The sequence below is a fragment of the Streptomyces sp. RPT161 genome, assembly GCF_027533845.1.
GTDB classification, from domain to species: domain Bacteria; phylum Actinomycetota; class Actinomycetes; order Streptomycetales; family Streptomycetaceae; genus Streptantibioticus_A; species Streptantibioticus_A silvisoli_A.
Genome location: NZ_JAPZVN010000012.1, coordinates 138,488 through 159,516, shown reverse-complemented (window position 1 = coordinate 159,516; position 21,029 = coordinate 138,488). Strand labels below are relative to the sequence as shown.

The 21,029-nt window shown below is 71.4% G+C and carries 16 protein-coding genes and 1 pseudogene; 11 read left to right on the top strand and 6 right to left on the bottom strand.

The features are described 5' to 3' along the window. Window positions 1-122: 122 nt before the first annotated feature. The gene (locus O5O46_RS23245; protein ID WP_269857482.1) at window positions 123-569 is read left to right on the top strand and encodes a helix-turn-helix domain-containing protein; all 447 of its coding nucleotides are present in this window, start codon (window positions 123-125) and stop codon (window positions 567-569) included. Between the two features lie 14 nt (window positions 570-583). Here the strand turns inward: O5O46_RS23245 and O5O46_RS23240 are convergent, their stop codons facing one another. The 4 genes from O5O46_RS23240 to O5O46_RS23220 all read right to left on the bottom strand — a co-directional run bounded on the left by O5O46_RS23240 (window position 584) and on the right by O5O46_RS23220 (window position 5,344). Further along, on the bottom strand, window positions 584-1,579 hold the full coding sequence (locus tag O5O46_RS23240; protein ID WP_269857481.1) for an aldo/keto reductase: 996 nt from the start codon (window positions 1,577-1,579) through the stop codon (window positions 584-586). After that, entirely contained in the window at window positions 1,576-2,808 is a 1,233-nt protein-coding gene (locus O5O46_RS23235) for an MAB_1171c family putative transporter (RefSeq protein WP_269857480.1), read from the bottom strand. Before O5O46_RS23235 ends, O5O46_RS23240 begins: the two co-directional genes overlap by 4 nt. A 16-nt stretch (window positions 2,809-2,824) precedes the next feature. Then, window positions 2,825-3,382 (bottom strand): toxin, encoded by a 558-nt coding sequence (locus tag O5O46_RS23230; protein ID WP_269857479.1) that lies wholly within the window; start codon window positions 3,380-3,382, stop codon window positions 2,825-2,827. A gap of 411 nt (window positions 3,383-3,793) precedes the next feature. After that, complete coding sequence (locus tag O5O46_RS23220) at window positions 3,794-5,344, bottom strand: APC family permease (protein WP_269857478.1); 1,551 nt, start codon at window positions 5,342-5,344, stop codon at window positions 3,794-3,796. A 257-nt stretch (window positions 5,345-5,601) separates the two neighbouring features. Here O5O46_RS23220 and O5O46_RS23215 point away from each other — a divergent pair, with 257 nt between their 5' ends. Together O5O46_RS23215 and O5O46_RS23210 are read left to right on the top strand one after the other, a co-directional pair. Next, on the top strand, window positions 5,602-5,961 hold the full coding sequence (locus O5O46_RS23215) for a bifunctional 3-phenylpropionate/cinnamic acid dioxygenase ferredoxin subunit (RefSeq protein ID WP_269857477.1): 360 nt from the start codon (window positions 5,602-5,604) through the stop codon (window positions 5,959-5,961). A 135-nt stretch (window positions 5,962-6,096) separates the two neighbouring features. After that, window positions 6,097-7,257 carry an aromatic ring-hydroxylating oxygenase subunit alpha gene (locus tag O5O46_RS23210; RefSeq protein WP_269857476.1) on the top strand — a complete coding sequence of 387 codons (1,161 nt, stop codon included), beginning with the start codon at window positions 6,097-6,099 and terminating at the stop codon, window positions 7,255-7,257. Here O5O46_RS23210 and O5O46_RS23205 read toward each other — a convergent pair. After that, window positions 7,229-8,020: an IclR family transcriptional regulator gene (locus O5O46_RS23205; RefSeq protein ID WP_443072602.1), complete on the bottom strand. Its 792-nt coding sequence runs from the start codon at window positions 8,018-8,020 to the stop codon at window positions 7,229-7,231. The genes O5O46_RS23210 and O5O46_RS23205 overlap by 29 nt on opposite strands. A 144-nt stretch (window positions 8,021-8,164) precedes the next feature. On the opposite strand from O5O46_RS23205, the gene betA reads away from it, so the two are divergent. The 7 genes and pseudogenes from betA (at window position 8,165) to O5O46_RS23170 (ending at window position 18,482) form a co-directional block, all read left to right on the top strand. Beyond that, window positions 8,165-9,841 carry a choline dehydrogenase gene (gene betA / locus O5O46_RS23200; RefSeq protein ID WP_269857475.1) on the top strand — a complete coding sequence of 559 codons (1,677 nt, stop codon included), beginning with the start codon at window positions 8,165-8,167 and terminating at the stop codon, window positions 9,839-9,841. A 32-nt stretch (window positions 9,842-9,873) separates the two neighbouring features. After that, window positions 9,874-12,333 carry a GcvT family protein gene (locus O5O46_RS23195; protein WP_269857474.1) on the top strand — a complete coding sequence of 820 codons (2,460 nt, stop codon included), beginning with the start codon at window positions 9,874-9,876 and terminating at the stop codon, window positions 12,331-12,333. Then, window positions 12,330-13,562, top strand: coding sequence for a sarcosine oxidase subunit beta family protein (locus O5O46_RS23190; RefSeq protein ID WP_269857473.1), 1,233 nt, complete (start codon window positions 12,330-12,332; stop codon window positions 13,560-13,562). The genes O5O46_RS23195 and O5O46_RS23190 overlap by 4 nt, the downstream gene beginning before the upstream one ends. Window positions 13,563-13,617: 55 nt before the next feature. Beyond that, a pseudogene (locus O5O46_RS23185) lies at window positions 13,618-16,733 on the top strand (sarcosine oxidase subunit delta family protein). Beyond that, window positions 16,726-17,331, top strand: a complete 606-nt coding sequence (locus O5O46_RS23180; RefSeq protein ID WP_269857472.1) for a sarcosine oxidase subunit gamma — start codon at window positions 16,726-16,728, stop codon at window positions 17,329-17,331. Before O5O46_RS23185 ends, O5O46_RS23180 begins: the two are co-directional and overlap by 8 nt. Before the next feature lie 59 nt (window positions 17,332-17,390). Beyond that, window positions 17,391-18,008, top strand: coding sequence for a DUF4126 domain-containing protein (locus O5O46_RS23175; RefSeq protein WP_269857471.1), 618 nt, complete (start codon window positions 17,391-17,393; stop codon window positions 18,006-18,008). Between the two features lie 57 nt (window positions 18,009-18,065). Then, window positions 18,066-18,482 carry a YchJ family protein gene (locus O5O46_RS23170; RefSeq protein WP_269857470.1) on the top strand — a complete coding sequence of 139 codons (417 nt, stop codon included), beginning with the start codon at window positions 18,066-18,068 and terminating at the stop codon, window positions 18,480-18,482. Here the strand turns inward: O5O46_RS23170 and O5O46_RS23165 are convergent. Beyond that, window positions 18,472-19,722 carry an FAD-dependent oxidoreductase gene (locus O5O46_RS23165; RefSeq protein WP_269857469.1) on the bottom strand — a complete coding sequence of 417 codons (1,251 nt, stop codon included), beginning with the start codon at window positions 19,720-19,722 and terminating at the stop codon, window positions 18,472-18,474. The genes O5O46_RS23170 and O5O46_RS23165 overlap by 11 nt on opposite strands. Before the next feature lie 172 nt (window positions 19,723-19,894). Between O5O46_RS23165 and O5O46_RS23160 the strand changes: the two genes are divergently transcribed. Beyond that, window positions 19,895-20,974: a glycoside hydrolase family 76 protein gene (locus O5O46_RS23160; protein WP_269857468.1), complete on the top strand. Its 1,080-nt coding sequence runs from the start codon at window positions 19,895-19,897 to the stop codon at window positions 20,972-20,974. The last annotated feature ends 55 nt before the right edge of the window (window positions 20,975-21,029 follow it).

The following is a 21,029-nucleotide window of genomic DNA, read 5'->3' as shown; positions in this document are numbered from 1 at the left end:
GAGTCGAAGGCCATTACGATCAAGAACCTAAGCAGCCAACCCAGTAGTGTCAACTCATGTTTGGGCACACGCCCATCGCCCCTCACAGGAGTCAGCGATACATTCCCGGGGAGGAATGAGGTGTGACCTTGACCAACTCCAGCAGTACGCCGGTTCGTACACTGGCCGAGAAGTTGAACCACCTGTTCGAGACCGTGATTCCGGCAGGTCGCGGTCCGTACAGCAGCGAGGAGGTGGCGCGCGCCATCACCGAGGGCGGCGTGCCCATCTCCGGAAGCTACATATGGCTGCTGCGCAGGGGACAGCGGGACAACCCGACCCTTCGCCATGTCGAGGGTCTGGCGAGGTTCTTCGGCGTACCGCCCGCCTACTTCTTCGACGACCGGGTGGCGGACGAGGTGAACGCCGAACTCCGCCTGCTCGTGGCGCTACGGGACTCCCAGGTCCAGCGGGTCGCGCTGCGCAGCGCGGGCCTGTCCGCGCAGAGCCTCAGCTCGATCGCCGAGGTCATCGAGCGGGTGCGCGAGTTGGAGGGACTGCCACGGGACCCCACGGCCGAGCGGCCGTAGGGTCCCGGCGGTGCTCAGTGGCCGACGCGGCGCAGCGCCTGTTCCGGGTAGCGTTCACCCACGACCGCGGTGGACGGCACAGCCTTGCCCAGCCGGTCGATCTGCTCGGGGGTGAGCCGCAGTTCGGCCGCCGCGACGTTCTCCTCCAGGTAGCGCACGCGCTTGGTGCCGGGGATGGGGATGACGTCGTCGCCCTGGGCGAGCAGCCAGGCGAGCGCCGCCTGCCCGGCGGTGCAGCCGATCTCGGCCGCCAACTCACCCACCGCGTGGACGAGTTCCAGGTTGGGTCCGATGTTCTCGGCGGAGAAGCGCGGCCAGCGCAGCCGGTTGTCGTCCCGCGTCAGATCCTCGCGCGAGGAGACGGCGCCGGTGAGCATGCCGCGGCCGAGCGGCGAGTAGGCGACCACGGCGATGTCCAGTTCGCGGCAGGTGGCCAGCATCTCGCCCTCCACCACGTCCCGGGTGAACAGCGAGTACTCCAACTGCACGGCGGCGATGGGGTGTACGGCGTGCGCCCTGCGCAGGGTCTCGGCGCTCACCTCGGACAGTCCGAGGTACCGCACCTTGCCCGCCTCGACCAGCGCGGCCATGGCCCCGACGGTCTCCTCCACCGGCACCTGCGGATCCCGGCGGTGCGCGTAGTACAGGTCGATGTGCTCGACGCCCAACCGGCGCAGTGAGGCGTCGCAGGCCACCGGCACGTACTCCGCGGAGGTGTCGACGTCGCCGACCCGGCCGCTCGCCGCGTCGTGCCGCAGCCCGAACTTGGTGGCCAGCACCACGCGGTCCCGGTCCCGCCCGCGCAGCCAGCCCGCCAGCAACTCCTCGTTGGCGCCACGCCCGTAGGCGTCCGCGGTGTCCAGCAGGGTGATGCCCAGTTCACCGGCGCGGTCGAGGACCCGTCTGGCCTCGGTCTCGTCGGCGGGGCCGTACGCGATCGACATGCCCATGCATCCGAGCCCGAGCGCGGAGACCGCCAACCCGCTGTTGCCCAGCCTGCGCTGCTTCATGTGGTACTCCTCTTCGTCCGTCCCAGGGCCGCGTAGGCCTGGGCGACACCGACCAGTCGGGAGACCTCGCCCAGGTAGTCCCCATCCTCATCCTCTTCCGAGACCGTCCCGGGTTCCGCGGCGGGGGCTGGGGAGACGGCGCCGCCGGTGGTCGGCAGGTTGTCCCGTCTGGCGCGTAGTGCCGCCCGCACCTGGGCGGCGCGCACCGCCGCGTCCAGCCGCCCACCGGCCAGACCGGCGCTCCTGGCGGACCGGGCGGCGGCCTCGGCGGCCTCCGGGTCCATGTAGGGGCGCAGTACGAGCAGGCCGTCCTGGATCTCGATGACCAGCCGGTACAGACGGTAGTTGATGTCCCGCGGGGTGAACCGGTCCAACCGCGCGGACGCCGGTGGGCTGAGCGCGATGTCCGGGATCGCGGCGTACAGGTCGCGCCACAGCGGGTGGAGCCGCTGGTAGGCCACGAAGTTGCCGGTCCTGCGCCGTAGTTCGGACAGCTGCGGCCCCCAGGACGGCATGGTGAGCCCGCTCGCCAGGCAGAGGATGCCGATGCCGTTGGCGACCGGTGTCAACGCCTCCCACTGCAGGGGGTTGAGCCCGAACCGGATCGCGATCACCGCCCAGGCCCGGTTGGCGCAGTAGACGATGCAGCACAGCGCGCCGAGTTGGGTGGTGGCCATTCCCCACCGCAGCCACTGCCGTCCGGCGGCCTTGGCGTAGCGTCGGCACAGCAGGGCGATCTGGATCATTCCGGCGCCGAACGCGGTGGCGTACAGCAGGGTGTATCCGGCGACCACCGGGTTCTTCACGTTCTGCAGGATGTAGTCGGCCGACCTGACGTGCCCGTGCGGCTCCGCGGCCAGCCACAGCGCGAACATCGCCACCGCGCAGGCGCCGAAGGCGGTCAGCCAGGCCCGTGCCCTCGGCCGGGCCTGCTGGGCCGGGTGCACCCAGTACGTGATGGCCACCAGCAACGCGGCACTGGACGACACTCCACCCAGCAGATGGATGCCCAGCGCACCCAGGTTCGGCACTCCGGAGTGCGCGTCCACGCTGGCGGAGACCGCGGGAACGGACAGCGCGAAGGAGACGCCCTTGAGCAGGAAGGCGGTGATCAGCGCGAGCAGCGCGGGGTCCCTCCGGTGCTGCCGCAGGTCGCGAAGCTTGTACAGGAACGCCAGGGCGCACAGCGCCGCGCACGGCGGGAAGACAACACCCTTCAGATCTCCCACGTACCCTCCAGCGGGTTCACTCCGGGTGTTGCAGCGTACGGTCGATACGGGCCACGGTCTGCGCCTCGGCGGGCGGGACCTTCCACACCGGTTCCTTCGGCGGCCGGGTGACGCGCTCCAGGATCAGTGACGCAAGGATCTCCGCCTCCTGCTCCTCCTGGGAGGAGTAACTGGTGCGGCCCAGCATCTCGTGCACCCGGCGCGGGTCCAGGTCGGGGAAGAGCTGTTCGAGCCCGGCCTTCTCGGGCTGGTTCACATCGCGGTGGCCGCAGATCATGTGGGCCAGTTCGTGGGCGATGATGTGGTCCCGGTGCAGTCGGCTGGTGTCGGCCTCGAACACCACGAGGTCGGCCACGTCCAATGCGAGCCACATGCCGCACGGGTGGGCCGCACCCATGGCCAACGGCACGAGGTGCAGGGGACGGCCGCGCTCTTGGCTGAGCAGTTCGCAGAGCGTGGGGATATCACACTTGTCCGGCAGGTTGAGCCGGTTCAGCAGTGATTCGGACAGCCGACGCAGTCGCCTGATGTCTCCTTTGCTGGGCTTCGACCCGAAGTGCGAGGAGTGGTTCACCGGTTCCGTTCTCCTTGCCGCGACGGGTCCGTCGGTCCGAAAGCTTATCCGCGCCCTGCGGCGGCGGCCACGGTCGAACGACGTGATCCGGCCAACTGCCCGGTGCACGGGGCGGTCGCGCCAGCGCTCCAGTGGCGGTCATGGCCCACCGCGAGCGGTCCGGAGCCGCCTTCCCGCCGGTACGCCTCGGCTGCCGCGACCAGCGCCGCGGTCGTGGAGGACCGGCCGAGCCGTCGGCGGGCGCAGGGCGTGCCGCCGCGCCCGCCGCCAGTAGGCCCGCCATGGCCGATGCGCGGCCATTCCCCGTGCCGATCGGGCCGTCACGCGTTCCGACCCCCGCTGAAGATCACGTGCTGTTGTGCGTCAACCGAAATCAAACAGCACGCAAAGGGCTGGCCATGAACCGGGGAGTCAGTCGCTGATCGGAGCGCTGCGCTGTCCGCGGCGGACCAGGTACAGGCCCGCGCCGACCGCCACGATGACTGCGGTGAACACGACGGCACCCCACTGGAAGTACCAGTGGTCATGGCCGTAGACGGCCGCCCGGGGCCATGCGAGGTTGACGGTCATGGCCGCCCCGTACAGCACCGCGAAGGCGTTCACCGGGGTGCCCCAGCGGCCCAGGTTGAAGTACGGGCCGTGGTCCGGGCGCGGCCACTGGCCGCGCACCCGGCGCAGCAGCATCGGGCCGGTGACCATCAGATAGGGGATGTAGAACAGGATGATGGCGACCGACGTGAGGATGTAGAAGGCCCGCTGGTTGCCGATGTTGACCAGCAGCAGCGCGATGGTCAGCACACCGGTGAGCACCGCCGGCACGATCGGCGTCTTCGAGCGCGGCGAGACCTTCGCGATCGCGGCGCCGAACGGCAGCCGCCCGTCCCGCGCCATGGCGAACAGCAGGCGGATCGCCGCGGTCTGCACGGCCAGGCAGCACACGGTGATGGCGATGGCGGAGCAGACCAGGAAGACGTTGCCGAGTCCGGTACCGAGGGTGGACTTGATCAGGTACGGCATGCCGAGGGTGCCCAGTTCCTTGGCGTTGATGTCGCCGACCGCCATCATCCCGACCAGCATCAGCAGCCCGCCCGCGAGGAAGGCTGCGGTGAGCGCGCGCAGGATGGCGCGCGGCGCGTGGCGTCGCGGCTCCCTGGTCTCCTCGGCGAGCGAGCCCGCGGTGTCGAAGCCGTAGAAGACGTAGGCGCTCATGATCGAGGCGACGAGGAAGGCGCCGAAGTACCCCAGGGACTGCCCGGCGCCGGTGCCCTGGGTGTGGGTGATGACCTGCGGACCACGCCTGATGTGCACCGCCAGCATGACGATCAGCAGGGTGACGCCGACCAACTCCACCGCCACACCAAGGTTGTTGATCTTCGCCATCAGCCGCACCCCGACGATGTTGACGACGGTGGTGAAGACCACCAGGCCGAGGGCGAGCAGGATGGCGTTCTTGGCGCCTTCGGGGGTGGCGGTCTGCCCGGCGTCGGCGGCCCCGCCGACGATCTGGAAGGCGAGCGAGACCTGGGGCAGGATCACCTGGTACGCCACGGCCACGGCGGCCGCGGTGACCACGGCGCCGATGGTCATGATCCAGCCGGACATCCAGGCGGTGGCGGGTCGCGCGACCTGCTTGGACCACTGGTAGACACCGCCCGCCAGTGGGAACTGCCCCGCCACCTCGGCGAAGCACAGCGCCACCGCGCCCTGGCCGATGAAGACCAGCGGCCAGCTCCAGATGAACGCGGGCCCGCCGGAGGCGAATCCGAAGCCGAACAGCTGGAAGACACCGGTCATGATGGAGATGTAGCTGAAGCCCGCGGCGAAGCTGGAGAAGGATCCCAGCGAGCGCTCCAGTTCCTGGCGGTACCCGAAGCGCGCGAGGTCGCCGGTGTCATCTCCCGGCGGCGCGGGGGGAGCGGTGACGGTCGCAGCGGTTTGTCTAATTTGTCCGGAATCAGGCATGTGACACTCCAGGACGGCAAGTCGGGGGCGGCCCGTAATTTCCTGGCTGGTACCCAGCTACCGACCGGCAAACCCGTTGAGACGCACGACACAGGTTGCGTGAGACGAGACGTGCGCCATGATCCGCAACGAAGGGCCCGGCTTGAACTGCCTCTCGCGGGCGCCCCGTCGTTGCCTTGACACTGGTTCCGAGCCGCCCTCAAACTGCTGGGCGTTGCGGGTCCCGCAATTCGTTTCACTATACGCACCGAGGTGTCATGATGATTCCCGTGTGCCGCCTCGTGGACCTTCCGCGGGGCGAGGCCTTCCGGCTCGAAACGGTCCCTCCCGTCGCGGTCTTCCACACCGACGATGGCGAGCTGTTCGCCATCGACGACACCTGCACCCACCAGGACGCCGCGCTCTCCGACGGCTGGCTGGAGGGGTGCGCGATCGAATGCCCGCTGCACGCCTCGAAGTTCGACCTGCGCACCGGCCTCGCCGACGGGCTACCGGCCCGGCTTCCGGTGCGCACCCACCAGGTGCTGGTGGAGCACGGCATGGTGTACGTGCTGCTGTGCGACACGCCGCCGCTGCCGCGTGGCACGGTGGCGTACCCCGTCAAAGCGTCCGAGTAGGGCCCCGCGACCGGGAGTTCGGGGGCTAGCCCCGAACGAGGATCCGCCGCGACGGCGAGCAACCACGGTGGCGAATCCCCGGCGGTGCGCCCAATCGACCCCAGCCCACAGGGAAACCACGCCGGAGGCAAGGACGTGACAGCGAACAGCTTGCCGGAAAGCCTGATTCCGACCCTGCCCGGTGAGCACTACACCGGGCAGGAGATCTTCGCCGCCGAGCAGCGGCTGATCTTCGAGTCGATGTGGTTCTGCGCCGTCCGCCGCTCCGACCTCGACGGCCCGGGCGCGTACCGCACGGTCACCGTGGGGCGGGAGAGCGTGCTGCTGGTCCGTGGCCACGACGACGCGGTGCGTGCCTTCCTCAACGTGTGCAGGCACCGCGGGGCGCGGCTGTGCGCCGAGGAGTCCGGCGAGGTCAGGCGGGCCTTCCGGTGCCCGTACCACGCGTGGACGTACGGCCTGGACGGCACGTTGCTCGCGGCGCCCAACCTGACGCGCATGCCGGACGTCGACCGCACCACGTACGGCCTGGCCGGCGTGGCGGTGCGGGAGTGGCTGGGCTATGTCTGGGTCTGTCTGGCGCGGGAGCCGCCGTCGTTCGAAGAGCAGGTGATCGGCGAGGTGGTCGCCCGGCTCGGCGATGCCGGGGCCGTCGAACCGTACGGGGTGGCGGAACTGGTGGTGGGCCGCCGGATCAGCTACGACGTGCGGGCGAACTGGAAGCTGATCGTGGAGAACTTCATGGAGTGCTACCACTGCGCCACGATCCATCCGGAACTCACCGAGGTGCTGCCGGAGTTCGCCGAGGGCTACGCCGCCCAGTACTTCGTGGGCCACGGCGCCGAGTTCGGGGCGGACATCAAGGGGTTCACCGTGGACGGCTCCGAGGGGGTGGCCCGCATCCCCACGGTCACGGCGGAGCAGGACCGCCGGTACTTCGCGATCACCATCAAGCCGCAGGTGTTCGTCAACCTGGTTCCCGACCATGTGATCTGGCACCGGATGTATCCGCTCGCCCCCGACCGCACCCTGGTGGAGTGCGACTGGCTCTACCTGCCGGAGGTCGTCGCGGCGGGCACCGACCTGAGCCGCTCGGTGGAGCTGTTCGACAGGGTCAACCGGCAGGACTTCGCGGCCTGTGAGCGCTGCCAGCCGGGGATGTCCTCCCGGCTGTACGCGAACGGCGGGGTGCTGGTGCCCAGCGAGCACCACATCGGCGCGTTCCACGCCTTCGTACTGGACCGCTTGGCACCCGCTAGCCGCGGTGTCAGCCCAGGTACCCCAGGCGGTGGCTGATCTCCTCGGCACCCTTGACCAGCAGCGGGGCGAGCTCCCTCATCCGCTCGTCGGTGAACCGGTAACCGGGACCGGACGCGCTCACGGCCGCCACGACCTCGCCGCCCCGGGCGTGGATCGGGGCGGCCATGGCGTTCAGCCCGATCTCGAACTCCTCGTGTGTGGTGGAGTATCCGCGCTCGCGGACCTCGGCGAGGTTCTTCTCCAACCGCGCCTTGGACGTGATGGTGTGGGACGTCAGCTTCTTCAGGCCCGCCGCGGCCAGCAGTTCGGCACGGCGCTTGGCGGTGAGCTGGGCGAGCAGTACCTTGCCGCTGGACGTGGCGTGCAACGGGGTGAGCTGGCCGACCCAGTTGTGCGCGGCGACCGCACCGGGGCCGCGCACCTGGTAGAGGTTGATCGCGTAAGTCTCCTCCAGCACCGCGATGTTGACGGTCTCGCCCAGTTCCTCGGCCAGCCGCTCACATACCGGGCGGCTCTGCTGGGTGACGTCGATGCGGTCGGTCACGGCACCGGCGAGCCGTACGATCCCGAAACCGAGCCGGTACTTGCCGCGCTCCCCCGCCTGCTCCACCAGACCACGCGCCTCCAGCGCGCCGAGCAGCCGGAACGCGGTGGACTTGTGCACGTCGATTTCCGCCGCCACTTCGCTGACCCCCGCCTCGCCGCGCTCGGCGAGGATCTCCAGGACGCTGACGGCACGGTCGACGGACTGCACACCACCGGCGGACGAGGGCTCCGCGGCTCCACTGAGGTTGCTCATGGCGAAACTATAAGTGCCCTCGACAACAAGACCCTTGCCCGCCAGGTTGCGCTGAACGCAACCTGGTGCGCATCGCGATACCCGTACTAGCATGCCCGCCAATCGACGGCTCTCAGGAGACGGTTCGAAGGAGACGAGGCAGCCATGGCTCTCCCCAGCTACGACTTCGTCATCGTCGGCGGCGGTTCGGCCGGTAGCGCGCTGGCCAACCGACTCTCCGCGGACCCGGGCAACCGAGTGCTGGTGCTGGAGGCCGGTCGCTCCGACTACCCGTGGGACGTGTTCATCCACATGCCCGCGGCGCTCACCTACCCCATCGGCAACCGCTTCTACGACTGGATGTACGAGTCTGAGCCGGAGCCGCACATGGGCGGTCGCCGCATCTACCACGCCCGGGGCAAGGTGCTCGGCGGATCCAGCAGCATCAACGGGATGATCTTCCAGCGCGGCAACCCCCTGGACTACGAGCGCTGGGCCGCCGATCCCGGCATGGAGAGCTGGGACTACGCGCACTGCCTGCCGTACTTCAAGCGGATGGAGAACTGCCTGGCCGCGGCGGCCGACGACGCCCTGCGCGGCCGGTCGGGACCGCTGGTGCTGGAGCGCGGCCCGGCGTCCAACCCGCTGTTCGGAGCCTTTCTGGAGGCCGCGCAGCAGGCGGGGTTCCCACTCACCGACGACGTCAACGGCTACCGGCAGGAGGGCTTCGCCGCGTTCGACCGCACGATCCACCGCGGGCGGCGGCTGTCCGCGGCCGGCGCCTATCTGCGTCCGGCGATGGGCAGGCGCAACCTGACGGTGCGCACCCGGACCATGGTGACCCGGGTGCTGTTCCACGGGAAGCGCGCCGTCGGCGTGGAGTACCGGCACGGCCGCGGCGCCACACGGCGGGTTCGGGCAGGCGAGGTGATCCTGTGCGGCGGCGCCGTCAACTCGCCCCAGCTGCTGCAGCTTTCCGGTGTCGGCAACGCGGACGAGCTGCGCGCCTTGGGCGTACCCGTCGTACAGGACGTACCCGGGGTGGGCGAGAACCTCCAGGACCACCTGGAGGTCTATGTGCAGCACGCCTGCAGGCGGCCGGTGTCGGTACAGCCGTATCTGAAGTGGCGGCACCGGCCGTGGGTCGGCCTGCGGTGGCTGCTGTCGCGCGATGGTCCGGGCGCCACCAACCACTTCGAGGCCGGTGGCTTCGCCCGGAGCAACGAGGACGTGGCCTACCCGAACCTGATGTTCCACTTCCTGCCCGTCGCGGTGCGCTACGACGGCTCGGCGCCCGTGGGCGGCCACGGCTACCAGGTGCACATCGGGCCGATGTACTCCGACGCCCGGGGCTCGGTGAAGATCCGCAGCCGCGACCCACGGTCCAAGCCCGCGCTGCGCTTCAACTACCTGTCCACCGACCAGGACCGCCGGGAGTGGGTCGAGGCGGTCCGCACCGCCCGCGGCATCCTCGGCCAACCCGCCCTCGCCCCCTACGACGGCGGAGAGATCGCGCCGGGACCCGGTGTCCGCACCGACGAGGAGATCCTGGACTGGGTGCGCCGGGAGGGCGAGACCGCGCTGCATCCGTCATGCACCTGCAAGATGGGCACCGACACCATGGCGGTGGTCGACCCAACCAGCATGCGGGTACGGGGAGTCGACGGGCTGCGCGTGGTGGACGCCTCGGTGATGCCGTACATCACCAACGGCAACATCTACGCCCCGGTGATGATGACCGCCGAGAAGGCCGCCGACCTCGTCCTGGGCAATGAGCCGCTGCCGCCGGTCAGGGAGGAGTTCCACCGGCACCGGCACACCACCCGGGACCACCGGGCGTGACCACTGGCACCGCTACGAGCAGGAGGTTCGTGATGGCCGGACCGCGTGTGCTGATCATCGGGGCGGGCGTCGTGGGAGCCGCGCTGGCCGACGAGTTGTCGCTACGGGGCTGGACCGAGGTGACCGTCGTCGACCAGGGGCCGCTGCCCGCCACCGGAGGGTCCTCCTCGCACGCCCCCGGCCTGGTGTTCCAGACCAACCCGTCCAAGACCATGACCGGCTTCGCCCGTTACACCGTGCAGAAGTTCTCCGCCCTCGACGTGGCCGGGCAGCCCTGCTTCCTCCAGGTCGGCGGACTTGAGGTGGCCACCACCCCCGAGCGGCTGGCCGAACTGCACCGACGGCACGGCTGGGCCACCGCGTGGGGCGTACCGGCGCGGGTGATCGGCCCGGACGAGTGCGTGGCGCTGCATCCGCTGCTGAACCGGGAGCGGGTGCTGGGCGGGCTGCTGGTGCCCAGTGACGGTCTGGCCAAGGCGGTACTCGCGGTCGAGGCGCAGACGCGGGCGGCACGCGGCCGGGGGGTGCGCTTCCTCGACCGGCACGAGGTGCTGGACATCCGGACGGTGGGCGACCGGGTCAGCGCGGTCATGACGGACCGGGGCGAGCTTCCGGCGGACGTGGTGGTGTGCTGTGCGGGTATCTGGGGGCCGAAGGTGGCCCGGATGGCCGGGATGGAGCTGCCGCTGGTACCGCTCGCCCACCAGTTGGCGTGGACCGGTCCGGTGCCCCCGCTGGCCGGGCAGACCGCGGAGGCGGTCCGGCCCATCCTGCGCCACCAGGACGCGGCCCTGTACTACCGCGACCGGCACGACCGGTTGGGCATCGGCAGCTACCGGCACCGCCCGATGCCGGTGGCCGTGGACGACATCGCGCCCGTCGGCGCCGGCGACTCCATGCCGTCGGTACGGGCGTTCACCGAGGAGGACTTCGCCGAAGCGTGGGCCGAGACCCGCGCACTGCTGCCGGCGACCCGGGACGCGAAGGTGGAGGAGGGCATCAACGGACTGTTCTCGTTCACCACCGACGGGATGCCGCTGCTGGGCGAGTCGCCGCGGGTGCGCGGCTTCTGGGTGGCCGAGGCGGTCTGGGTCACCCACTCCGCGGGCGTTGGCCGGGCACTGGCCGAATGGCTGGTCGACGGCCACTGCTCGTCGTTCGACCTGCACGAGTGCGACGTCAACCGGTTCGAGCCGCACCAGTTGGCGCCCGAGTACGTGCTCACCCGGGGCTGCCAGAACTTCGTGGAGGTCTACGACATCATCCACCCGCTGCAACCGCCGGGCGCGCCACGGCCCTTGCGCACCAGTCCGTTCCATCCCCGCCAGCGGGAACTCGGCGCGGTCTTCCTGGAGACCGCGGGCTGGGAGCGCCCGCAGTGGTACGCCGCCAACGAACCGCTCACCCGGGGCCGGGAGATACCCGCCCCCAACGACTGGGCGGCCCGCTACTGGTCGCCCGTCGTCGGCGCCGAGGCGCTGGCCACCCGGGAGGCCGTCGCGCTGTACGACATGACGGCGCTCAAACGGCTGGAGGTCACCGGCCGCGGCGCACTGGCGTACCTGGAGCGGCTGACCACCGGCGCCATGGACCGGTCGGTCGGCTCGGTGACGTACACCCTGCTGCTGGACCACGACGGCGGCATCCGCGCGGACGTGACGGTCGCCCGGTTGGGCCCGGAGCACTTCCAGATCGGCGCGAACTCGAACCTGGAGCTCGACTGGCTGCGCAGGCATCTGCCCGACGACGGTTCCGTGGGACTGCGGGACATCACGGCGGGCACCTGCTGTGTCGGCCTGTGGGGGCCGCGCGCCCGCGAGGTGCTGCAACCGCTGGCCGACCGGGACTTCTCCAACGAGGCGCTGCGCTACTTCCGCGCCCAGTGCGCGCACATCGGCACGGTGCCGGTCACCGCGATGCGGCTGAGCTATGTCGGCGAGCTCGGCTGGGAGCTGTACACCACCGCCGACCTCGGGCTGAAACTGTGGGACACGCTGTGGCGGGCCGCCCAGCCGTACGGCGGCATCGCGGCGGGGCGCGGGGCGTTCAACAGCCTGCGTCTTGAGAAGGGCTACCGGTCCTTCGGCACCGACATGACCTTCGAGCACGACCCGTACGAGGCCGGACTGGCCTTCGCCGTCAGACCCGACAAGGGGGACTTCATCGGCCGGGCCGCGCTGGAACGGCGCGCCGCCCGGCTGCGCCGCCGGCTGACCTGTCTGACCGTCGAGGATCCGGCGTCGGTGGTGATGGGCAAGGAGCCGGTGTACGACGGCGGGGCGTGCGTCGGCCATGTGACCAGCGCCGCCTACGGGTACACGATCGGCAAGGGCATCGCCTACGCATGGCTGCCCGCCGAACTGGCCAGCTCCGGGCGCCCGTTGGAGATCGGCTACTTCGAGCGCCGGGTGCCCGCGGTCGTCGCCGAGGAGCCCCTGTTCGACCCGGCGATGCGACGACTGCGCGACCTGGACCGGGGAGCCGCCCGATGAGCCCGCGCCCCCCGGGCGCTGGGCTGCCCGAACACCCCGACCGGCTCTGGCGCAACCCCGACCCCAAGCGGCGCTACGAGGTGGTGATCGTGGGCGGCGGCGGCCACGGCCTGGCCACCGCGCACTACCTCGCCCGCGACCACGGCATCACCGATGTGGCGGTGCTGGAACGCGGCTGGCTGGCCGGGGGCAACATGGCACGCAACACCACCATCATCCGCTCCAACTACCTGTGGGACGCCAGCGCCGGGATCTACGAGCACGCGCTGAAACTGTGGGAGGGGCTGGAGGAGGAACTGGACTATCCGCTGCTGTTCTCCCAGCGCGGTGTGCTCAACCTGGCGCACAGCCTCCAGGACGTCCGGGACGGGATGCGCCGGGTCGAGGCCAACCGGCTGAACGGCGTGGACGCGCAGTGGCTCGACCCGGACCAGGTCAGGGAGGTCTGCCCGATCATCAACACCGCGCCGGACACCCGCCATCCGGTGCTGGGCGCCACGTACCAGCCACGCGCGGGCATCGCCAAGCACGACCACGTCGCCTGGGGACTGGCCCGCTCCGCCGACGCGGCCGGGATCGACCTCATCCAGAACTGCGAGGTCACCGGCATCGAGGTGCGCGGCGGCCGGGCGACCGGGGTGCGCACCTCGCTGGGCCCGATCGCGGCGGACAGGGTCGCGCTGTGCGCGGCCGGCCACTCCTCGGTGCTGGCCGCCATGGCCGGTGTCGAACTGCCGCTGCAAAGCCACCCGTTGCAGGCGCTCGTCTCCGAACTCCTGGAACCCGTCCATCCCACGGTGGTGATGTCCAACGCGGTGCACGTGTACGTCAGCCAGGCGCACAAGGGCGAGTTGGTGATGGGCGCCGGGATCGACGCCTACCCCGCCTACACCCAGCGCGGCGCGTTCCACATCATCGCGGACCAGATGGCCGCCGCCCTGGAGCTGTTCCCGGTGTTCGCGCGCGCCCATGTGCTGCGCACCTGGGGCGGGATCGTGGATGTGACCCCGGACGCCTCACCGATCATCGGGCGCACGCCGGTGGACCGGCTGTACCTCAACTGCGGTTGGGGGACGGGTGGTTTCAAGGCCACGCCCGGGGTCGGCTCGGTCCTCGCGCACACCATCGCGTACGACGAACCCCATCCGCTGGCCAGGCCGTTCCACCTTGACCGCTTCACCACCGGCGCGCTCGTGGACGAGCACGGCGCGGCGGCGGTCGCCCACTGAGCGCGCCGACGGCCCCGCCCGCAGGCGAGCGAAGGACAACAAGAGGAGCCCGACGATGCTGCTCATCCCCTGCCCCTGGTGCGGGCCGCGCGACGAGGCCGAGTTCGGCTACGGCGGCCAGGCGCACGTCCCGTACCCGCAGGATCCGGCGGCGCTGTCCGACCGGGAGTGGGCGCGCTATCTGTTCTTCCGCGACAACCCCAAGGGACCGCACGCCGAGCGGTGGTGCCATTCCGCGGGCTGCCGCCGCTGGTTCAACGCGGTCCGGAACACGGCGACCAACGAGGTCCTCGCCGTCTACCGGGTCGGTGAGCCGAGGCCGGTGACCGGATGACCGCGCAGCCGTTCCGGTTGCCCGCCGGCGGCCGGATCCGCCGCGACGAGCCGCTGTCCTTCCGGTTCGACGGCATCGAGTACCAGGGCTACCGCGGCGACACCCTGGCCTCCGCGCTGCTGGCCGCCGGGGTGCGGCGGACCGCGCGCAGCGTCAAACTGGGCCGTCCGCGCGGGGTGTTCACGGCGGGCAGTGCGGAACCGAACGCGATCGTGCAGATCGAGGCGCCCTTCCCCGAGCCGATGCTCACGGCGACCACCGTCGAGCTGTACGACGGCCTGGTGGCGAGCGGACTGCCGGGGCAGGGGCGGCTCGCCGACGAGCCCGACCCGGCGCGCTATGACGCGGTGCACGCGCACTGCGACGTGCTGGTGGTCGGCGGCGGCCCGGCCGGGCTGGCCGCGGCGGCGGCCGCAGCCAGGACAGGGGCACGGGTGATCCTCGCCGATGAGCAACCGGAGCCCGGCGGCAGCCTGTTGGACACCGGCGAGCTGCCCGACTGGGTGGCCCGGACCACCGCCGAACTCGCCGCGGCGGCGGAGACCCGGGTGCTGAGCCGTACCACCGTCTTCGGCCACTACGACGACAACCATCTGCTGGCGGTGGAGCGGCGCACCAACCACCTTGGCGCACAGGCCCCTTCGCATCTGTCGCGGGAGCGGATCTGGCGCATCCGGGCCCGGCGGGTGGTGCTCGCGACCGGTGCGCACGAACGCCCCATCGCCTTCGCGGACAACGACCGCCCCGGCATCATGCTGGCCGCGGCGGCACGCGCGTACCTCCACCGGTACGCGGTGGTCGCGGGCCGGCGCGCGGTGGTGTTCACCACCGGGGACAGCGCGTACGACGCGGCGCTCGACCTGGCGGCCGCGGGCGTGGACGTGGCCGCTGTCGCCGACGCCCGGCCCCGGCCGGGAGCCGCCGCCGAGCGGGCCGCACGGGCGGGGATCGAGGTGCTGGCCGGGCACGCGGTGATCGGCACGACCGGCGACCGGCAGCTCACCGGGGTGACCGTACGGCCGCTGCACGACGGGGAGCCGACCGGGCCAGCGGCGCCGATCGCAGCCGATCTGCTGCTGGTGTCGGGCGGTTGGAATCCCGCACTCCATCTGTTCGGCCAGGCGGGCGGTCAACTGCGGTACGACCCGGGGCTCGGCGCGTTCCTGCCCGACGGGTGCCGTCAGGCGGTACGGGTGGCGGGGGCCGCCCGGGGGGTGGGCGAGCTGCCGGGCTGTCTGGCCGACGGCGCCGAGGCGGGACGCCGGGCGGCGCAGGACGAGGGGTTCACGGCCGCCCGTCCGCTGCCGCCACCAGAGGCGTCCGCGGCGCCCGAACCCGGCGCGCCCTCAGTGCCGTTGTGGGTGGTGCCGGGCCAGGACAATCTGGACCGCGCCTTCGTGGACCTGCAACGCGATGTCACCGTCGCCGACCTGGCCCGGGCCAGCGGTGCCGGGCTGCGCTCGGTGGAGCACCTCAAGCGGTACACCACCGCTGGCACCGCGCATGACCAGGGCAAGACCTCCGGCGTGCTGACCAGCGGCGTGGCGGCGCGACTGCTGGGAGTCGATCCGGCCGAGCTGGGCACCACGACGTTCCGCCCGCCGTACACCCCGGTCGCCTTCGCCGCGCTGGCCGGGCGGAACCGGGGGGTGCTGCACGATCCGGTGCGGGTGACCGCGCTGCACGACCGGCATCTCGCGCACGGCGCCCGGTTCGAGAACGTGGGCCAGTGGAAGCGCCCCTGGTACTACCCGCGGGACGGCGAGGACATGGCGGCCGCGGTGGCCCGTGAATGCCGGGCCGCCCGCGAGGGCGTGGCGATGATGGACGCCGGCACGCTCGGCAAGATCGACGTCCAGGGCCCGGACGCGGGCGTGTTCCTCGACAGGCTCTACACCAACATGATGAGCACGCTGAGGGTCGGCATGATCCGGTACGGGGTGATGTGCCGGGCCGACGGAATGGTCTTCGACGACGGCACCGTCGCGCGGCTGGCCGAGGACCGCTTCCTGCTCACCACCACGACCGGCAACGCCGCCGCCGTACTGGACTGGCTGGAGGAGTGGTCGCAGACGGAGTGGCCCGAGCTGCGGGTGCACTGCACTTCGGTGACCGACCAGTGGGCCACCGTGGCGCTGGTCGGCCCGCGTTCCCGCGAGGTACTGGCCGCGATCGCGCCGCAACTCGCCGTGGGCGCTCCGGACTTCCCGTTCATGGCCTGGCGGGACGCGACCGTGGCCGGGATACCGGCCAGGGTGTGCCGGATCAGCTTCTCCGGCGAGCTGGCCTACGAGATCAACGTGGCGTCCTGGTACGCCACCGCGCTGTGGGAGGCGCTGCACACGGCGGGCAGACCACTGGGCATCACCCCGTACGGAACCGAGACCATGCATGTGCTGCGCGCCGAGAAGGGGTATCCGATCGTCGGGCAGGACACCGACGGCACGGTGACCCCGCAGGACCTGGGCATGGGATGGGTGGTGTCGAAGAAGAAGCGGGACTTCGTCGGCAAGCGCTCGCACTCCCGCGCCGACACCAGCCGGCCCGACCGCAAGCAGCTGGTGGCCCTGCTGCCGCCACCCGACGTGCTGCTGCCCGAAGGCACCCAGCTCATCGCCACCGATCGGCTTGCGAGGCCCCCGGTGCCCATGGAGGGCCATGTCACCTCCAGTTACCGCAGCGCCGCCCTCGGCCGGACCTTCGCGCTGGCCCTGGTGCGCTCCGGCCGCCGGCGGATCGGCGAGCGGCTGTACGCACCGGTGGGCGGCGAGTTGGTCCCGGTCACGGTCGCCGACCCCGTCCTCTACGATCCGGAGGGGACCCGCCGGGATGGTTGAACACGTCGAGAAGCACAGCCCGTTGGGCGGTTTCGCCGCCCGTCTCGCGGCCGCCACCCGTGCTTCGGGCGGGGCGGTGCGGCTGGCCGAGCTGCCGTTCCTGACCCAGGTGAACGTACGGCTGGACGCCAAGGGCCCGGCGGCGGACGCGGTGCGGCTCGCGCTGGGCATCCCGCTGCCGGTGGCCCCCAACACCATGGTGCGCGGCGGCGGGCTGGCCGCGCTGTGGCTGGGGCCCGACGAATGGCTGGTGGTGGGTCCGCCCGGCACCGCGAGCGGGCTGGAGGCGCGGCTGCGGGGTGCGGTCGGCGGGACGCACGCGGCGGTCACCGACGTGTCGGCGCAGCGCACCGCACTGCTGGTCGCGGGTCCGCGCAGCCGCGACCTGCTGGCACACGGCACGTCGCTCGATCTGCACCCCAGGTCCTTCGGGCCCGGCCGCTGCGCCCAGACCCTGCTGGCCCGCGCCCAGGTCGTGCTGGCCGCGCGCGACGAACGGCGGCCCGGGTTCTGGCTGTTGGTGCGCTCCTCGTTCGCCGGATACCTGGCCGAATGGCTGCTGGACGCGGCCGTGGAGTACGCCGAACCACCGTCCTGAGATATTTGGACCCGGGACGCGCGGTGGTCGCGGCCCGTGGACCTCCTCGGGAAGGCGAGATGACGATAGTTCCGTTGGTCTTCACCAGCGGCTGGGCCAGTGGGATCAATGCCTACGGTGTGGTCATGCTGCTCGGGCTGTTCGGGCGGTTCGGCGGCGCGACCGCCGTTCCGCCGGTGCTGGAGCGCACCGATGTGATGATCGCGGCGAGTGTGCTGTTCGTGTGCGAGGCGGTCTTCGACAAGATCCCTTACGTGGACACCGTCTGGGACGGCATCCACACGTTCATCCGGCCCATCGCCGGGGCCACGGTCGCCGCGCTGCTCGCCGGCCATCACCCCGGATCGCTCGGCGAGGTGGCGGCCGGTGCGCTGGGTGGGGTGAGCGCGCTGGCCAGCCACGCGATCAAGGCGTCGCTGCGGATGGCGGTGAACACCTCTCCGGAGCCGGCCAGCAACATCGCGATCAGTCTGCTGGAGGACCTCGCGGTCGCCGGGCTGGTCACGCTGGCGATCTTCCATCCCTGGGCGGCGGCCTTGATCGCGGCGGCGCTACTGGTGGGCGGGCTGGTGCTGGTGGCGTTCGCGGTCTCCCGCATCCGCCGCTTCCTGGCGCGGCGCCACGAGCGTGCGGCGGCCCGGGCCACCGCGCGCGCCCTGCGGGCGGTCAACGGCTGACCGGGGTGCCCTACGCTTGGGCACGCACCAGACCGTACGCACAGTCACCGTGGAGCCATGTCCCGACACACGCCGCCATCCGGCCGCCCGGCCGGAGCACCTTGCCCGTGCGGACTGCCCTCGGCCTACCAGGACTGCTGCGGGCGACTGCACCGCGGCACGGCCCGGGCGGGGACCGCGGAGCAGCTGATGCGATCCCGGTACAGCGCCTTCGCCGTGCGGGACGAGGCGTATCTGCTGCGCAGCTGGCACCCCGACACCAGGCCGCCCCGGGTGGACTTCGACCCTGGGCTGCGCTGGGAGCGGCTGGAGGTCCTCGGCGGCACCGGGGGCAGCGCGTTCCACACCGAGGCCACGGTGGAGTTCCGCGCCCACTACACCGACCGCGGCCGGGCGGGCGAGCTGCACGAGAACAGCCGCTTCGTCCGGCACGGCGGTGACTGGGTGTACCTGGACGGCGTCGTCAGCGACTGACCGGCGACCGGTCCGACGCGGCCGCGGGGGGCCGCTCACGCAGCGCGCCGTAGGCGAAGAAGTACGCGGGGGCCCGCTTCAACCACGGGGCGGCGGTGAGCACTTGGACCAGTCGCGGCGGCCGGTCCCGGTCGGCACCTGGCGAACGACCGGCGAGCAGCGGTCCGATGACCCTGGCGTGGGCGATCCGCTGCAACGCCTGGGTCGCCGCCGCCGTCGGCCACCGGCGGCGCTGCACCCGCCGTACGTCCCCCGGCCCGACGGTGCCCGCGCGCAGCGGCCCGGCCAGATGGCGGGCGGCGGCGACGGCGTCCTGCACGGCGAGGTTGATGCCGATCCCGAAAACCGGCGACATCGCGTGCGCGGCGTCGCCGATGCACAACAGCCCCGGCCGGTACCAGTGCCGCAGCCGGTCGAGCCGCACGTCCAGCAGCTTCACCTCGTCCCACGAACCCAGCGCCGCCACCCGGTCGGCCATCCACGGCGCGGCCGCGGCGAACTGGGAGCGGAACGTCTCAAGACCGGCGGCCCGCCGCTGGACGTCGGTGCCCTTGGGGATCAGCGTCGCGCACTGCCAGTACTCGCCACGGTCGATCATGGCGACCAGGAACCGCTCCCCCAAGGTGCCGACCAGCCCGCGCGGGTCGCCCGCCCGGCGGGGCAGCCGGAACCACCAGGCGTCCATCGGGCAGCGGAACCGCCGCAGCCCCAGCTCGGGCAGGTCCCTGGCCAGCGAGCCACGGCCGTCGCAGGCCACCGTGAGGGTGGCCGCCAGCTCGCCGGTGCGGCCGTCCGTGGTGCGGTAGCGCACCCCGGCGACCCGGCCGCGCTCGTACCGGAACCCGGTGGCCGCGGTGTCCATGCGCAGCCGGAACGTCGGCTCGCGCCGGGCCTCGTCGGCCAGCAGGTTCAGCAGGTCCCACTGCGGCACCATCGCCACGTAGTTGTACTTCCCGCGCAGCGAGCTGATGTCCCCGACGGTGAACAGCTCGCCCCCCGGTCCGATCGGCAACTGCACGGTGCTCACCCGCCGCTGCGGCAGCTCGGCGAACCGCTCGGCCAGGCCCAGGTCGTCCAGCAGCGACAGGGTGGACGGGTGCACGGTGTCACCGCGGAAGTCGCGCAGGAAGTCCCCGTGCTTCTCCAGCACCGTGACATCCACCCCGGACCTGGCCAGCAGCAGGCCGAGCACCATGCCCGCGGGGCCGCCACCGACCACACAACACGCGGTCCGCTCCATCGTCTCCGCCCTCCGTGTCACTCCCGCTCCCAGCCTGCGGCGCGCCCGGTGGCCGCGCAATCGGCGGCGGAACCAGGGCCGCCGGGGCGCGCTTCCGCTAGCCTTGACGCGGCCTCACAGAAGGCGTGCGGCTGCTCCGGCATCCGCACCCGTCCCCAGGGAGGACGCCCCGATGAGCGCAGCAGCCCGTGCCGCCGCCTCCTACCAGGCGTTGCAGAAGTACCTCGCCGTGGGCGACGGCTCCGGTCTTTACCACGAGCGGTATCCCGTCGTCTCCGGTGACAACGCCTACTCCTACGAGTGGCCGTTCTCCCAGGCGCACACCGCCACGTTGGACCTGACCGGCATGCCCGGTCAACAGGGCGAGGGCTATCTGCCGGACCTCGCGGCGCGGGCGGTCGGCCAGCAGCGGTACTGGAAGGCGTCCGGCGGCACCACCGGCAAGCCCGGGTACGCCTCCTACCCGGTGCCGCCGTACGGCGGCGGGGGTGACTTCTTCTACGATGACAACGAATGGGTGGGGCTGCTCGACGTCCAGCGGTATCTGATGCACGGTGACCGCGAGGCGCTGGCCCGAGCCGAGCAGGTCTTCCAACTCGTGGTCTCCGGTTGGGACTCCGACACCTCGCACGCCGACCCCGGTGGGGTGTTCTGGACCCAGGCGACCTGGAGCCAGGACCGCAACACCGTCTCCAACATGCCCGGCGCCGAACTCGGCCTGCGGCTGCACCAGATCACCGGGCAGGCCACGTACCTCGACTGGGCCCGCCGGATGTACGACTGGACCAACCGCTATCTGCTCAGCCCCGACGCGCTGTACTGGGACCACGTCAACCTGACCGGCACGGTGGAGACCACGTTCTGGACGTACAACCAGGGCGTTCCGGTGGGTGTCAACACGCTGCTGTACCAGATCACGGGCGACCGGGAGTACCTCGCCCGCGCGCAGCGGATCGCCGGCGCGGCACACTCCTACTTCGTCACCGGCGGCAGGCTGCTGGGACAGCCGCCGTACTTCAACTCGATCTACTTCAAGAACCTGTTGCTGCTGGAGTCGGTGGCCGGGGGGCACACCTATCGCGATGCGATGGCCGAGTACGGGGACACGGTGTGGAACCGGTTCCGCGACTCCTCGACGGGCTTGTTCCGGTTCGAGGGCAGCGCGCAGACGGAGACGTTGCAGCAGGCGGCGATGGTGCAGATCTACGCGGTGCTGGCGTGGCCGCCGGCTGACTACCGGCACCTGTACTGAGGGTTCGCCCGGGGGCGGACCCCCGACCCCTTGGTGGGCAACCAGGGCCAGATGC